A 17,015-nucleotide genomic window follows, 5' to 3' on the forward strand; every position below is an offset into this window, starting at 1 on the left:
CACCGCTATCGCGGGCAAGCCCGCTCCCATATTTGCACCGCGCTCGGTCAGGAAGATGCCTTGTGAGCCTTCTCCCTTACGCCTGGGCCAAGGCCCAACGCATCCTGCTGCGCCCCGGTGACAGCGGCCTGTTGCTCACCGTGTGCCCCTCGACGCCCGGTTGGGCCATCGGTGAAGCGCGCCGCCAGTTCGGCGAGTCGCCCGTGGAGCAGGTGCGCGACGACGAACTGGACGGCCTGCTCGCCACGGCCTACGCCGACACCGGCAGCGCCGCCGCTGTGGTGGGCGCGGCGGAAAACGAAGTCGACCTCGACCGCCTGATGCAGGCCATCCCCGAGATCACCGACCTGCTCGACACCCAGGACGGCGCGCCGGTGATCCGCATGATCAACGCCTTGCTCACCCAGGCCGCGCGGGACGAGGCCAGCGATATTCATATCGAACCTTATGAAAGCCACTCGGTGGTGCGCTACCGCGTCGACGGCACCCTGCGCGACGTGGTGTCGCCGCGCAAGGCGCTGCACGGCGCGTTGGTGTCGCGGATCAAGATCATGGCGCAGCTGGACATCGCCGAAAAACGCCTGCCCCAGGACGGCCGTATCGCCCTGCGTGTGGCCGGGCGGCCGATTGATATCCGCGTGTCGACGGTGCCGACCGGCCACGGCGAGCGCGTGGTGATGCGCCTGCTCGACAAACAGGCTGGGCGCTTGCAGCTGGAAACCCTGGGCATGGACCCGCAGTTGCTGGTGCGCCTCGATACGCTGATCCGCCAGCCCCACGGCATCGTGTTGGTGACCGGCCCCACCGGCAGCGGCAAAACCACCAGCCTCTACGCCGCCCTGGCGCGGTTGGACGCCAGCACGCGCAATATCCTCACCGTGGAAGACCCGGTGGAGTACGACCTGCCGGGCATCAGCCAGATCCAGGTCAACGCCAAGATCGACATGACCTTCGCCCTGGCCCTGCGCGCAATCCTGCGCCAGGACCCGGACATCATCATGATCGGTGAGATCCGTGACCTGGAAACTGCGCAGATCGCCGTGCAAGCCTCGCTGACCGGGCACCTGGTGCTCGCCACCCTGCACACCAACGACGCGGTGTCGGCGGTCAACCGCCTGGTGGACATGGGCGTGGAACCGTTTCTGTTAGCGTCGTCGTTGCTGGGGGTGTTGGCCCAGCGTTTGGTGCGGCGGCTGTGCCCGCACTGTAAGCAGCCGGACCCGACCGCGCCGGGCACCTGGCGCCCGGTGGGTTGTGCGCAGTGCAATCAGGTGGGCTACAGCGGACGCACGGGGATCCATGAGTTGTTTTATGTCGACGATGCGGTGCGCGGGCTGATTCATCAAGGTGCCGGGGAACAGGACGTGCGAGTGGCGGCACGCCGCGCCGGCATGTTCAGCCTGCGCGAAGACGGCGAGCGCTGGGTGCGCAGCGGCACCACCGCGCCGGAAGAAATCCTGCGCGTGACCCGGGACGCCGGATGAATCGCTATCGCTATGAAGCCGCCGATGCCAGCGGCCGCATCGAGACCGGGCAAACCGAAGCCGACAGCCAGAGCGCGGCCTTCAGCCTGTTGCGCGGTCGCGGCCTGACCGTGCTGGCGTTACAGGAGCAAACCCCGGCAACGGCAGGCGGCGGCCTGTTCACTGCCAAGCTCTCCGACAACGACCTGGCCTGGGCCACCCGGCAACTGGCGAGTCTGCTCGGTGCCAGCCTGCCCCTGGAAGCGGCCTTGAGCGCCACGGTGGAGCAGGCCGAGAAAAAACACATCGCCCAGACCCTCAGTGCGGTACGCACCGATGTGCGCGGCGGCATGCGCCTGGCCGATGCCCTGGCTGCGCGGCCACGGGATTTTCCGTCGATTTACCGCGCGCTGATCGCAGCGGGGGAGGAGTCTGGCGACCTGGCCCAGGTCATGGAGCGTCTGGCCGACTACATCGAAGAGCGCAACAACCTGCGGGGCAAGATCCTTACCGCGTTTATCTACCCCGGCGTGGTGGGGCTGGTGTCCATCGGCATCGTGATCTTCCTGCTCAGCTACGTGGTGCCCCAGGTTGTCAGCGCGTTCTCCCAGGCACGCCAGGACCTGCCGGGGCTGACCCTGGCCATGCTCAACGCCAGCGACTTTATTCGCGCCTGGGGCTGGCTGTGCTTTAGCGGCCTGGTCGGTGCGTTCTGGGGCTGGCGCCTGTACCTACGCAATCCGCTGGCGCGCCTCAATTGGCACAGCCGCGTGCTGCGCTTGCCACTGATCGGGCGCTTTGTGCTGGGCTTGAACACTGCACGCTTTGCCTCGACCCTGGCCATTCTCGGCGGTGCCGGCGTGCCGTTGCTGCGCGCCCTGGAAGCGGCGCGGCAAACCCTGTCCAACGAGCGCCTGAGCCAATGCGTGAGCGACGCCACGGCCAAGGTGCGCGAAGGGGTCAACCTGGCGCCGGCGCTGGCGGTGGAGAAAGTCTTTCCGCCGGTGCTGATCCACCTGATCGCCAGTGGCGAAAAAACCGGGTCGCTGCCGCCGATGCTCGAACGCGCCGCACAGACCCTGTCCAAGGACATCGAACGTCGCGCCATGGGTATGACCGCGCTGCTGGAGCCCCTGATGATCGTGGTGATGGGCGCGGTGGTGCTGGTGATCGTGATGGCGGTGCTGTTGCCGATCATCGAAATCAACCAATTGGTCACCTGATACGCGCCGGGTTTTGCCTGGCTCCCGATGGCGCGGGGCCAAGCTCGGGTTCCTCATTCCGTCATCTTTCAACTCCATGCATGGCCCTGCGGCCAGTGGCGAAAACCATTGCGCTCGGCGGCGCCCAAACCGCTCAAAACGATGACCGAAACACCCGAGAATCTTTTTCAAAATCAAGCGCTTTCTCCCGAGGTTTTTTCCTTTAGCTGTCATCGGATGCTGCGAAATTTCCTACCCATGGCCTCCGCCTTCGCCACCCCCGGAACACGGCCTGGGTCCGAAGCCATGGCGTCATGCAAGAGCCATCTACCCCAAACGTACAAACACGATGAAAGGAGATTCTTCATGTTTAAGCGCAACGTTCTCGCGGTATCCATGACCCTCGCTGCACTGTGCTCGGCCCAGGCGGCCATGGCGGACATCAACGGCGGCGGCGCCACGCTGCCACAACCGCTGTACCAGACCGCTGGCGTACTCACCACCGGCTTCGCACCCTACATCGGTGTGGGCAGCGGCAACGGCAAGTCGGCGTTCCTGAACAACGACTACACCAAGTTCGTGGCCGGCGTGACTAACAAGAACGTGCATTGGGCCGGCAGCGATTCCAAGCTGAGCGCCGCTGAGTTGCTGGCTTACAAAACCAACAAGCAACCGACCTGGGGCAAATTGATCCAGGTGCCGTCGGTGGCCACGTCGGTGGCGATTCCGTTCAATAAGGCGGGCGCCAACGCCGTCGATTTGAGCGTCAGCCAGCTGTGCGGTGTGTTCTCCGGCCGCCTGACCGACTGGAGCCAGATCACCGGCGCTGGCCGTACCGGCCCGATCACCCTGGTGTATCGCAGCGAGTCCAGCGGCACCACTGAACTGTTCACGCGCTTCCTGAACGCCAAGTGCGCCGAAGCTCAACCGTTCGCCGTGACCACCACGTTCTCGTCCAGCTACGGTGGTGGCCTGCCGTCGACCGCTGTCGCCGCCGCCGGTAGCCAAGGCGTGATGGACGCGCTGAACGCTGTGGAAGGTCGCATCACCTACATGAGCCCGGATTACGCCGCGACCACCCTGGCCGGCCTGGATGACGCCACCAAAGTCGCCAAAGTCGCCGGTGTTTCCCCTGCGCCTGCCAACGTGTCGACCGCCATCGGCCAGATTCCTGCGCCCACCGAAGCGCGGGCTGACGGCTCGTTCATCGACGCGACCAACCAGGACAACTGGGTACCGGTCTTCGCGGCCACGGCCAGCGGCTCAGCCACCTTCGCTTACCCTTCGAGCGGCTATCCGATCCTGGGTTTCACCAACCTGATCTTCAGCCAGTGCTATGCCGATGCGACCCAGACCACCCAAGTGCGCGGCTTCTTCAACCGCCACTACGGCAGCCTGGTGAACAACGACACCGCCATCAACAACAACCGCTTCGTGCCGCTGCCAGCGAACTGGAAAAAAGCCGTGCGTGACACCTTCGCCACCGCCACCAGCGCTCAAGGCATCGGCAACACCAGCGTGTGCAACGCCATCGGTCGTCCGCTGTAACCCCCGCTGTTCAGCATCGCTTTACCAATCAGCAACGGCCCGTGCCGTTGCTGATTTTTTTTTGCGCTAACAGCCGTATATGAACTTTGCGTGACAGAAGTTCAGTCCGGCCTCTCGCCAACCGCCTAACCCTCATACGTGAGCCTGTGTTGCTCCTGGCGATAACAAAGAAGGAAGTGTCCCGATGGTCCGCTGCAAACCCACGCTTAAGCTGAATGTCCAGGGCTCACGGGCCCAGACTGTGTTGCGTCTCAAGCCGCTGGCGCAGGTCATCGCCTTATGGGTGGTGGCGGGCAACGCCTCGGCGGCGACTGCGTTCAGTCCGGCGTGGTTCGCGGCCAAGGGGGCGACCCAGGCGACCACGGCGGCGCGCATCAGTGCCGGGCAGATGCCGTCGGTGCCGACCCTGAACCAGCAGGCGCGGGTCAATCAGCAGTTGGCGCGTTCCATCAGCACCCTGAACACCAGCGTCGCGGCGATTGCGGCGCAGCAGGCCGCTCAGGCCGCCGGCCGGCAAGCGGCGTTCGGCCAGGTGTCGACGGTTCCCGATGGCCTGGGCAAAGGCGGCCTGCAAGTGGACAACAGCCTGACCCAGGGCTGGACCAACGCCAAGGCGCCGACCCAGACCCAGGCCGGCGGCAAGACCACGGTGAGCATCGAGCAGACCGCCGACAAGGCGATCCTCAATTGGGAAACCTTCAACGTCGGGCGCAACACCACGGTGGACTTCCAGCAGCAGTCCACCTGGGCAGTACTCAACCGCGTCAACGACGCCCAGGCTCGCCCCAGCGAAATCCAGGGCCAGATCAAGGGCGCAGGGACGGTGATGATCATGAACCGTAACGGGGTGGTGTTCAGCGGCACCAGCCAGGTCAACGTGCGCAACCTGGTAGCGGCGGCGGCGAACATCACCGATGAACAGTTCACCCAGCGCGGCCTGTATGTCGACACCAATGGCACCCAACCGACATTCACCGACGCGGCGGGCAAGGTCCAGGTGCAGCGCGGCGCATTGATCCAGACCCACAACGCCGCCACCTCCACCGACGCCGGCGGCTATGCCTTGCTGCTGGGCAGCGACGTGGAAAACGCCGGCATCATCATCACCGCCAAGGGCCAGACTACCTTGGCGGCCGGTGACAGTTTCTACATCCGCAAAGGCGTGGGCACGGCGGGTAACGAGCGTTCCACCACCCGTGGCAATGAAGTCGCCACCAGCCTCAAGGCGGGCAGCACCGCGGGAGCGGTGACCAACAGCGGCCTGATCATGGCGTCCACCGGCGACGTCACCCTGACCGGCCATCAGGTGCAGCAGAACGGCGTGGCCCTGGCCAGCACCTCGGTGGACACTCGCGGCACCGTGCACTTGCTCAACGCGGCCAGCGACAGCAGCGGCAGCGTCAGCCTGGGGGAGGGCAGCACCACCGCGATCCTGCTGGACGCCAGTGGCAGCACCGCACTCAACAGTCAGAAAGACAATGGCCTGATCAAACTCGACGGCAGCCCCGCCAATTTGATCGGCGGCGCGTTCAACCACCTCAGCGCGGTAGCCGACCGCACGGACCAGTCACGGATCGAGATCGTCAGCGGCGGCACTGTGGATTTCCGCAAGGGCTCGATCACCCTCGCCACCGGCGGCCAGGTGGCCGTCAGTGCCGGCCAGCGCAGCCTGGTGCGCGACGGGGCGATGATCGATGTATCGGGGGCCGTCGGCGTCAAGGTGGCGATGGAAGCCAACAACATCAAGATCAACGTGCAGGGTAACGAGCAGCGCGATGCGTCGGTCAACCGCGACAACGGCCAACTGATCAACAGCGATGTGTGGGTCGACCTACGCGACCTGGTGTTTGTGCCGGCCGGCACCAATGGCTACGCCACCGACCGCTGGTACACCGCCGGTGGCCTGCTGGAAGTCGGCGGTTACCTTGGCACCCAGGGCCATTCGGTGGGTGAATGGATGGCCCAGGGCGGCACCGTGACCTTTACCGGCAAGGAAGCGGTGACCCAACAGGGCGCGCAGATCAATCTGTCGGGCGGCACTGTGGACGTGCAAGGCGGCTATATCCGCCAGACCTGGCTCAAGGGGCCGAATCGGCGTTTGTACGAGCTGTCCAAAGCGCCCGGCGACATTCTCTATTCCGGTATCTACAAGGGTTACGAAGACACTAGCGTGCGCTGGGGCCAGACCGAGTATTACTACAACCCGCTGATCGCCCCCCAAGGCCGCAATGAGGCCGGGTACACCGTGGGCCGGGACGCCGGCAAACTGGTGGTCGGCACCTCCAGCGCGGTGCTGGAAGGCCGCCTGATCAGCGATGTATTCCAGGGTGACCGCCAGACCCAGGCGCCCATGCCCAACCTGGACGGTTACCAGCAATCCCAGAAGGCCATGGCCCAGCTCGCGCAGTTGATCGTGGGCCAGTACACGCCGTTCTACAACAAAGCCAACGGCACCTTGCGCTACGCCTTGGGGGCGAACGCCGATCAGGTGACGCTCGAAAACGACACGCAAGCGATTGCCGATGGCCTGGACCTCGCCAATGCATTGCCGGCCGACCGCCAGGGCAAGATCGTGCTCGACAGCGACCTGCTCAATGCCGCGCCGTTGGGCGCCATCAAGGTCGCGGCTCGCCAGCAGGTCAGCGTCAATGGCGCGCTGCGCGTGGCCGACGGCGGCGATATCACCCTGTTCGGGCCGCGCGTCGACATCAATGCCAACCTCACGGCCCACGGCGGCAGCCTTAACGCCGGCAACATTCTCAGCCAGGTCAACCCGTTCAAGGCCGGCGTGGTCGAGGACACCACCCTGGCCGGTGGCGCGCAGGTCACGCTGGGCGCAGGCGTCAAACTCGACACCAGCGGGCGCTGGAATAACCTGCTGCTGGAACCCGGCAATGGCAGCGGCCTGGCGTATATCAACGGCGGCAAGGTTTCGCTGCGCAGTTCGAGCCAGTTGAACTTGGCGGCCGGCAGCGGGGTGGACGTGTCCTCCGGGGCCACCCTGGGGGTAGACGGCAAGCTGATCGGCGGCAAAGGCGGCAACGTGACCCTGGGCGCCCTCGGCGCTCTGGCCCTGGATGGCGACGTGCGCGGTTATGGCGTCAATGGCGGCGGCACCTTGGCCTTGCAGGCGCGCACGGTGCAGATCGGCAACCGTGTCGGCGCGATGGACCCGGACACCTTGCACCTGGCCGGCGACTTCTTCGACAAGGGCTTCTCGGCCTACGACATCACCGGCAACGAAGGGCTGATCGTCACCGACGGCACTCAAGTGAATGTCAGCCTGCCGACCTATCGATTGGGCGCGCAGGCATCCACGGTGGCGACCGGCGACGCACCGACCACGGCCCTGGAGCAGTGGACCTCGCCGCTGTATCAGGAAGATGCCGCCAAAGGCGTGCTGACCCAGCGTCGCGGCGCCGGTTTGAGCCTTACCGCCGGCAATGTATTCGCCACGGCGGCGCAACTGGCGAGCACGGCCTTGACCGTGGGCCAGGGGGCGGTGATCAACGTCGATCCTGGGCAGGCCATCAACTTGCGCAGCGTCGGTCAGTTGACAATGGATGGCACGCTCAATGCCTGGGGCGGCAGCGTCAGCCTTGAGGGGCTGACTGCAGCCACTTCGGAAGCGGTGAATGCGGCCGGTCATGGCCGCTCGATCTGGGTTGGCGAGCACGCACTGATCGATGTGGCAGCGCGGGCAGCCACGGCGGTGGACAGCCAAGGGCGCCGTTATGGCGTGGTGCGTGACGGCGGCAGCATCAGCCTGGGCGGCACGCTGGACCTGAACACCGGCCTGGCCAAGGCCAGCGACCTGTTTGTGGTAGTCCGCGACGGCGCACGACTGGACGCCTCCGGCACCCAAGCCGAGCTGACGGTGCCGGGGCAGGGCACGGTGTCGGTAGCCAGCAACGGCGGCAGCATCAGCCTGGCCTCCAACAACGGCCTGTACCTGGAGGGCAGCGTGATGGCCAGGGCCGGTGGCGCTGGCGCGGCGGGCGGCAGTCTTAACCTGGCGCTGGAGAGCCCGTATTACACCAAGACCGGGGTCGCTGACCGGGTGCTCAAGGTGCGTGAACTGGTGCTCGGCCAAGGGCATCCACCGAGCGCTCTGGCCGGCACGCCCGCAGCGGCGGCCGACAGCCTGGACTATGGGCACGCACGTCTGGGCGTGGATCAAGTCCAGGCCGGCGGCTTCGATAACCTCGCGCTGCTGAGCAATGGTTTGCTGAGCTTTGACGGCGACATCCGCCTGAATATGGGCCAGAGCCTGCGTCTGTACAGCCGTGGCTATGGCCTGAGCGACAACGCCGCCGCCACGGCACGCATTGACCTGTCGGCGCCGCACCTGCTGCTGGCGGGCTATCTGCCGCCCCCCGAGAGCGGCAAGGATTTCTACGTACGTCCGGTGCCGGTGCTGCCGGTGCCGTCCCAGCGTGCCACTCAGGCGCAGTTCAACGCCGAGGGGCAGTTGGTCGAAGTGCGTGGCAATGTGATCTTCGGTAACCGCAGCAGTCTGTACCGCGCCGACGCCAGCCAGGCCAGCCTTGAGCGCCGTGGCTTCGACCAGGTCAACCTGACCAGCCAGGGCGACTTGCGCTTTCTGGCGGGGACTTCCGTGAACGACATCATCACCGGCGTCAGCACCCAGTTGCTGACCCAGGGCGACATGACCTTGCGCGCGGCGCAGGTGTACCCCGCCACGGACGTCAGTGCCCGGGTGATTGCCGGCTACCTCGGTGAGTCCAGCACCATTACCCAGGGCCTGGACTTTAATCCGCTGCGCAGCTTGACCCTTGGCCGCGTCGGCAGCACGGATGCGGCGTTGCCGTATTCGGCGTTCGGGCGCCTGCAACTGGGCGCCGCCACCGTCAAGCAAGGCGGCGTGGTGCGCGCGCCGCTGGGCCTGATCAATATCGGCAGCATGGGCAGCAGCCAGGTGCAATTGCTGCCGGGCAGCGTCACTTCGGTGAGCGGCAAGGGGTTGGTGCTGCCCTATGGCGGCACCCTGGACGGGCAGGTCTACACCTATAACGGCAAGACCGTGACCTTTCTCGGTCAGGGTGGGTTGGTCAATACCAACAGCGACCTGAGCGTCGGCGTGATTCTGGGCGGCCAGTCGGTGGCCGTGCAGTCGGGGGCGGTCGTCGATCTGTCGGGCGGTGGCGAGCTGCTGGGCGCCGGGTTTATCTCCGGACGCGGCGGCTCCACGGATGCGCGCTACAACCCCCTGGTGCAGTTCGGTGCCAGTGCCGGGTTCGTGCTGCCGGGGCTGTCCACCAACCCGATCTACGCCATTGTGCCGGGGGCGCAGCCGGGTGCGGCGCCGGTAGCGGCCGAGGGCGGTGCCGTGGCGCCGTTGGTGGGCCAACAGGTCACCATCGGCGCCGGGGTGCCGGGCTTGCCGGCCGGCACCTACACCTTGATGCCGTCCACCTACGCGCTGATGCCGGGGGCTTATCGCGTGGAGATCAATGGCCTGGCGGGGCTGGGCAGCGACAGCGCGACCACCTTGATGCGCAACGGCTCATGGGCCACCTCCGGGCAGTTGTCGATTGCCCATACCGGCATCCGCAACAGCGTCGCCACCCCGTTGATCCTGACTTCGGCGGACACCCTGCGACGCTATTCCCAATACAACGAAACCAGTTACGCCCAGTTCGCCAAGGCCGATGCCGCCCGGTTGGGCGTACCGCGCCCTCTGCTGGAAGCCGACGCCAAAACCCTGAAGTTGGCCCTGCGCCCCGGCGCGGGGGCCGACGGGTTTTCATTCAACGGTATCGGGCGCTTTGACGCCGCCACCGGCGGCTACGGCGGTACGGTCGCGGTGCTCGACCAGAGCCGGCTGGGTATCGAGGTGGTGGCGCCGCAGGCGTCTGCCACCGCCGGTTTCGGCGGCATCAGCCTCAGAGCCGACACCCTCAATGCTATCGGTGCCGCACGGTTGATGATCGGCGGCATGACGGTGGTGGATTACGGTCAGTCGGGTAACTTCATCAGCCTGGCCAGCGGGGTGAATGCCGCCAACAGCAACATCACTGTGCGGGCCGGTGCCACCCTGGCGGCGCCGGAAGTGTTCCTGGTCAGCGACACCGGCGCCATCGTGGTGGAGCAGGGCGCCTCCCTCAACACCTTGGGCCGGGGTAAGGCCAGCTACGATGCCCGCGACGGGTTTATTTATCAGGTCGCCAATATGCTCGGGGTGTCCAACGGCTTGCTCAACGTGGTCAGTGCCTCGCGGCCCGGCGGTGTGATCAGCGAGGGGATCAACGTCGGCGCCTGCGCTGCCCAATCTTGCGTCGGCCAGACCGGGCTGTACTCCGAGGGCAGTATCGTGGCCCTGACCGACGGCACGTTCCAACTGGGCGACCCAGTGCGCTATGGCACCCGTCACCTCAACCTGGGCGTGAGCACCATCAACCTGGGCAGCGTCGAAGCCCTGGCCGCGGCGGCCGCCGGCAACCGCTTGCCGGCCGGTTTGACCTTGAACCAGGCACTGCTCGACCGCCTACTGCGCGGCGACACGCAACTCGGCGCCCCGGCCTTGGAAACCCTGCAACTGTCGGCGCGCGACGGGTTCAACCTGTATGGCAACGCCAGCCTCGACACCTATGACCCGCTGACCGGCAAATCGCTGCTGAGCAACCTGATGCTGTCCACTCCGGCGCTGTACGGCGCCGGCGACGCCAACGACGTGGCGACCCTGCACACCACCAATCTGATCTGGCTGGGCGCCACCCAGGCCCCGGGCGCAGTGGTAACGGGCGGTGCGGGCACCGGCAGCGGGCGCCTGGATATCAACGCCGAGCGCATTGAGTTCGGGTATGGCGCCTTCGGTCAGCCGAGCAACGTGAAAAGCTTCGACCGGTTGGCCCTGGGCTTTGCCACGGTGAATCTCAACGCCAGCGAACGCATTACCGCCAACCACAAAGGCAGCCTGTCGGTGTACCAGCGCCAGGGTGCCTATGACCCGGTCAGCGGTTACCAGTACAGCGGCGGCAACTTGACCATTCGCACGCCGTTGATGACCGGTGAGGCCGGTTCGGTGAACAACATCAAGGCGGGCGGTGCGATTGACATCGGTGCGTCATCAGGCCCCCGTGGCAACGCCAACGGCCAGGGCGCACAACTGTCCCTGCAAGGCGACAGCCTGCGCGTGGCCAGTGCGGTGGTATTGCCCAGCGGTAAAGTCAGCCTCAGTACACGGGGTGATCTGGTGCTGACCGACGACGCCCTGATCGATGTGGCCGGCCGTGCGATGCGCTTCAACGATGTGACCCAATACGGCTGGGGCGGCGACGTGCTGCTGGACAGCCGCAGCGGCAATATCCTGCAGGCGGCGGGCTCGACCATCGACCTGTCGGCCCAGCACAACCAGGCCGGCAAATTGCGCGCGGTGGCCACGGATGCGGCGGGCGGTATCGTCGACCTGCGAGGCAAGATCCTCGGCAGCAGCAGTGGCTACTTCAACGCCGGCGGCACCTCGATGCCGCAACCGGCGGGCAGCGTGGAGATCCAGGCGCAGCGCCTGGGCAGCAGCGGTGCCTTGGACCAACAGTTCGCCGACCTCAACCAACGCCTGAACCAGGGCCAGGTGTTCGGCGCGCGCAGTTTCCAACTCAAACAAGGCGACCTGACCATCGGCGATGGGCTCAAGGCCGGCAGCATCAGTGTGTCGGTGGACAACGGCAGCCTGCGGGTCACTGGCCTGGTGGATGCCAGCGGCGAGCGCGTCGGCAGTATCAACCTGGCCGGCAAGCACGGCCTGACCCTGGACGGCAGCGCCGTGCTCGATGCCCACGGCAGCAAGTTGCGGGTGGACAGCTACGGCAAGATCATCGACGCGCCGAACCGTGCCATGGTGGTGCTGGGGTCCGGCGATGGCCAACTGACCCTGGCCGACGGCGTGCGCATCGACCTGCGCCACGGCACTGCCGCCAGCGGCAACGACGGGCGCCCGCGCGGCACCCTGGAGCTGAATGCGCCGCGCCTGATCAACCCGGATGGCAGCAGCAATGACGTGGCCATCGACGCTCACGGGCGGTTGACCATCCAGGGCGCGCGCTCCATCACCCTCAACGGCATGGCGCGCTATGACGATGCGCCGGAAAAAACCGACCCGACCGCCAGCGGCAGGCCGTACCAGGAAATCACCCAGGGCTACCTGGACCAGAAACACGCCCTGAGCGACGCCTTTATCAATGCGGCGCTGCTCAACCAGAACCTGCTGGATAACAAACTCGCCGGCCTGAACAACGCCACCTACGCCGATGCCTTCCACCTGCGCCCCGGGGTGGAAATCGTCAGTAAAACCCTGGATGGCGACCTGGTGGTGCAGGGTGACCTGGACCTGTCCGGCTACCGCTATGCCAGCCTCAACCCCCATAGCGTCAAGGACAACGCGGTCTACGGCTCCGGTGAATCCGGCAGCCTGACCCTGCGCGCCGGCGGCGACCTGAATATCTACGGCAGCCTCAACGATGGCTTCGCCAAACCGCCGGTGTCCGAGGATGACAAAGGCTGGGTGCTGCTACCGGGCGTCGACTTCAGCGGCGGCACCATCGTGGTGCCGGGCAACGGCGTGACCCTGGCCGATGGCACGGCGTTCCCGGCCGGTAGCACGTTAAATTACGACCTGCCTATCAAAGCGCTGACCATGGCCGCCGGCACCCGCTTGCCGGTGGCCGCGACGCTGGGCCAGGAGCTGGTATTGCCAGCGGGCAGCGTGGTCTCGGCCGATGTGCGCGATGCCGGCGGCAACCTGTTGCTCGCTGCGGGCACCCTGTTGCGTGAGGCGCAGACCCTGGCGATCGGCACCCAATTGGGCGCCGGCACACTGTTGGCCCAAGGCACCCGACTGGACGGTATGACCTGGCCCAAGGGTGTGCCGCTGCCGGCGATACACCAGGCGAACCCGGCCAACAACACGGTGCAGCTCAGTGGCAGCAAAGCCTTGCCCAAGGGCGCACTGATCCCGGCTGGGACCGATGTGAAACTGCCCAACAATGCGACCTCGGTCGCCCTGCGCGTCGGGGTTTCCGGCCCGGCCGGGCAGGTCTGGGCGATTTCGCCGATGCTGGCCGAAGGTACCCAGTCGTGGTCTTTGCGCCTGGTGGCGGGCGCCGATACCGAGGCGGCGGACAGCCGCCTGCTGCAAGCTCATCCGCGCAGTGGCGATATGCACTTGGCGGACAACCACTACGGGATGTTCGCCAAGCAATTGCCGAGCAAGGGCGTTCAGACCTGGACCGCCCTGGCGGTGGCTGAACTGAGTGGCGCCGGTGTGGATGTCAAGGTAGGTGACCCCATCGAGCAATCGTTGCTTGACGTGTTGGGCGCGGGCTCTATCGAGGATTTCTGTGCCAGTTCGCCGGACTACTGCGCAATGAAAGTCACCTACGTGTGGACTCAGAAAGCGGCCGATGACTTGTTGGAACAGGCCGGTATCGTGATTCCGGTGGGGGCGGTGATCACCAATGAATTCCTGGCCGACCTGCAATTGCCGGGGGTGGACGAGGTGTGCGGCCAACTGCCGGAATACTGCGCGGCCCAGAACAAGACCGAATACGGCGCCACGCCGTCGAGCACGCGCTGGAGTGTGATCCGCACCGGCAGCGGCGACCTTGAACTGTTGAGCGCGGGCAACCTGCAGATGGACTCGTTGTTCGGCGTGTACACCGCGGGCACCTCATCGACCGGCACCTTCGCCGGTGACCCCTACAACCTGCCGAAGGCAAAGCGGGCGGGCGCCGATCCGTTGACCAGCACGGTGCTGAACGACGCCGGCAGCTTCTTCGAACAGTTCGTCAACGGCTCGTCCACCAGTCTGTACCGCGCTTGGTACCCGGAGGCCGGCGGCAATCTGACCCTGAATGTGGGCGGTGACCTGACCGGGCATATCACCAGCAGCGTAGCCAGCAGCGTGCGCCCCAACCCCAAGGATGTCGGGGTCGACTCGGCGGCCGTCGGCAATTGGCTATGGCGCCAGGGCAGCGGTGCCGTGGCGACGGGCGGGCCGGCGCAACCGACGGCCTGGTGGATCAACTTCGGCAGTTACACCGCCACCGCGGCGGCGGACAAACTGCTCGGTTTCACCGGCTTTGGCACCCTGGGCGGCGGCAACCTGGACGTCAATGTGAGCGGCAACGCCGGGGTGCTGGATACCTTGGGGTACAGCGTTTATCGCCCCGAAGTGAACCCCCACAGCCAGGGCTTGGTTCTGGCCGTCGGCAGTACCGGACGGATCGCCGCCGATGGCAGCCAGCAGCTGACCGGTGGCGGCGATTTGCGTGTCCGCATCGGCGGCGCGCTGAACCCCGCCAGCGTGGCCGCCACCACGGACCACCGTGACGGCGTGCTGGTCAACCTGCGCGGCGACGTGCAGTTGCGCAGCGCGACCGTGGGCAGTGTCGACCTGCTGTACGGCAGCACGGCGCGAAGCCAAAGCCCGGGTGAAACCCGCGCGTTCGACCCGCAGGTCGCGACCCGTGGCGTTGCCCGTGGCGGCATGACCCTGGTCCCCGGTGATGCCACGTTCAACCTGCAGACACTGGGTGATTTGGTGGTGCAGAACGTCGAAGACCCAGGCCGGGTGGTGCTCTCCCATGTGTCGCCGTTTGCCCAAGGCGCCTCACTTGGCGGCGGTTCCAGCTGGTTTACGCTGTGGACCCGAGACACGGCCATCGACCTGTTTTCCCTGGGCGGCAACCTCACGCCCTTCAGCCGCATCGACGCGCTCCCCGACTTGGCGGTGGTGTATCCCTCGATCCTCAGGGCCACCGCCGCCGGCGGCAGCCTGTATTACGGTAAAGCGGCCGAGGCCCAGGCCAACGGCGATAACACCTACATGTTCCCCTTGCTGTTGGCGCCCGCCGACAATGGCCAGTTGCAGTTCCTCGCCCAGGATTCAATCTACGCTGGCGGCATGACCGTCAGCCGCTCCGGCACCGCTGGCAGCGCCATGGCGACACCTTGGAATCCGGCCTTCCAAGGCATGCTCGGCACCCAGGTGGTGGCGAGCAACCTGTCGGCCAGCGGTAACCTGGATGCCCGCGCGCTGTTCGCGTTCGGGCCCGGCACCACGTCCGCATCCACCGGCGGGCGTGGCGAGCCCGCGCGGTTTTATGCCATGGACGGCGACTTGGTGGGGGTCAGCAGTGGCCGGATCATTCGGTTCGACACCTCCCCTGGCAGCTTGCATGAAGGTCAGACCTGGTACGAAGGCAGCGGCCCGGTCCGCATGCTGGCCGGGCGGGATATCGTCAGCAGCGGGCGCGCGTTCGGCGATGACATGATGTTTGGCCGTTCGAGCAATAACCTGTTTATGCACGACGCGACCCAGGACATCTCCATCGTGTCCGCCGGGCGCGACATTCTCTACAGCAGCTTCCAGGTGGCCGGCCCTGGCCTGCTGGAAGTCTCGGCCGGGCGCAATATCCTGCTTACCGGTGTCGGCGGTGAGCACAGCGTAACCAGCCTCGGCGCGGTGTTGCCGGGCGACAACCGCCCCGGCGCGAGCATCGTTATGCAGGCCGGTGTGGGCGCCAGTGGGCCGGATTACAGTCGGTTCGTCGAGGCTTACCTGAACCCGCTCAATCAGGCGCAGGCCGGTGAATCCTTGCAGAGCGGCAAAGTCGCCAAGACCTACGACGATGAATTGGTCAGTTGGCTCGCCGAGCGCTTCGGCTTTGTCGGCGACACCGTCCAGGCTCGCGCCTACTACGCTGCGTTGCCCGCCGAGCAGCAACGGGTGTTTGCCCGCGACGTGTATTTCGCTGAGCTCAAGGCCGCCGGTCGCGAATACACCCAGGCCGGCGGCGTGCGCCAGGGCAGTTACGTGCGAGGTCGCGCAGCGATTGCAGCGCTGTTTCCGACCAAGGACGTGGCCGGCAACCCGATCACGTATCAGGGCGATATCACTCTGTTCAACGGCTCGGGTGTACACACCAACGCTGGCGGAGCGATTCAGATGCTCACTCCGGGCGGCAGCCAGACCTTCGGTATCGAAGGCGCGGCGCCACCGTCGACGGCGGGTGTGATCACCCAAGGCGCGGGGGATATCCAGCTGTACTCGATGGGCAGCATTCTCCTGGGGCAAAGCCGCATCATGACCACCTTCGGCGGCTCGATCCTGGGCTGGACCGCCCAGGGCGATATCAACGCCGGCCGTGGCTCCAAGACCACCGTGGTGTACACGCCGCCCAAGCGTGTCTATGACAACTGGGGCAACGTCGGCCTGTCGCCGTCGGTACCGAGCACCGGGGCGGGGATCGCCACCCTGAACCCGATCCCGGAAGTGCCGGCGGGAGATATCGACCTGATCGCGCCGCTGGGCACCATCGATGCGGGCGAGGCGGGCATTCGCGTGTCCGGCAACGTCAACATCGCCGCCTTGCGCGTGGTGAACGCGACGAATATTCAGACCCAGGGCAAATCCAGCGGCGTGCCGGTGACGGCCACGGTCAATACCGGCGCCCTGAGTTCCGCCAGCGCCGCCGGGGCGGCCGCCTCCCAGGCTGCGGAAGACGCCGCGCGCAGCCAGCAGGCGGCGGCCAGGCAGAGCCGGGCGTCGATCGTCACCGTGGAGGTGTTGAGCTTCGGCTCCGAGCCGGTGCCGCGTGAGCCGCAAGAGCAGCAGAAAACCTCGGCCTACAACCCCGACAGCCCTGTGCAGGTGCTGGGCGCCGGGCCGCTGAGCGAACAGGCGCGGGCGCGGTTGACCGACGAGGAGCGCAGACAAATCAGCCTTTAACGGGCGCCAGAACCTCTCGATGGACCTTGGGGGCGATCTATGATCGCCCCG

At 66.1% G+C, this 17,015-nt stretch carries 4 protein-coding genes; all 4 read left to right on the plus strand.

The genetic code is table 11. From position 1 onward, the window contains the following. Nucleotides 1-62 precede the first annotated feature (62 nt). The 4 genes from gspE to HRH33_RS11520 all read left to right on the plus strand — a co-directional run bounded on the left by gspE (nt 63) and on the right by HRH33_RS11520 (nt 16,964). Nucleotides 63-1,484 (plus strand): type II secretion system ATPase GspE, encoded by a 1,422-nt coding sequence (gspE, locus tag HRH33_RS11505; RefSeq protein WP_167418377.1) that lies wholly within the window; start codon nt 63-65, stop codon nt 1,482-1,484. Further along, nucleotides 1,481-2,686: a type II secretion system inner membrane protein GspF gene (gene gspF / locus HRH33_RS11510; protein ID WP_034138698.1), complete on the plus strand. Its 1,206-nt coding sequence runs from the start codon at nt 1,481-1,483 to the stop codon at nt 2,684-2,686. The genes gspE and gspF overlap by 4 nt, the downstream gene beginning before the upstream one ends. A 345-nt stretch (nt 2,687-3,031) precedes the next feature. Then, on the plus strand, nt 3,032-4,213 hold the full coding sequence (locus HRH33_RS11515; protein WP_034138697.1) for a substrate-binding domain-containing protein: 1,182 nt from the start codon (nt 3,032-3,034) through the stop codon (nt 4,211-4,213). Between the two features lie 184 nt (nt 4,214-4,397). Next, a complete protein-coding gene (locus tag HRH33_RS11520) occupies nt 4,398-16,964 on the plus strand; it encodes a filamentous hemagglutinin family protein (protein WP_167418376.1) in 12,567 nt (4,188 codons plus the stop codon). Nucleotides 16,965-17,015: the final 51 nt, after the last annotated feature.

This window comes from Pseudomonas rhodesiae (genome assembly GCF_013285305.1).
Lineage (GTDB): Bacteria > Pseudomonadota > Gammaproteobacteria > Pseudomonadales > Pseudomonadaceae > Aquipseudomonas > Aquipseudomonas rhodesiae.

Bases quoted from the DNA above. Each gene is read 5' to 3' on its own strand.
- HRH33_RS11520 (WP_167418376.1), top strand. From the start codon at position 4,398: ATGGTCCGCTGCAAACCCACGCTTAAGCTGAATGTCCAGGGCTCACGG.
- gspF (WP_034138698.1), top strand. From the start codon at position 1,481: ATGAATCGCTATCGCTATGAAGCCGCCGATGCCAGCGGCCGCATCGAG.
- HRH33_RS11515 (WP_034138697.1), top strand. From the start codon at position 3,032: ATGTTTAAGCGCAACGTTCTCGCGGTATCCATGACCCTCGCTGCACTG.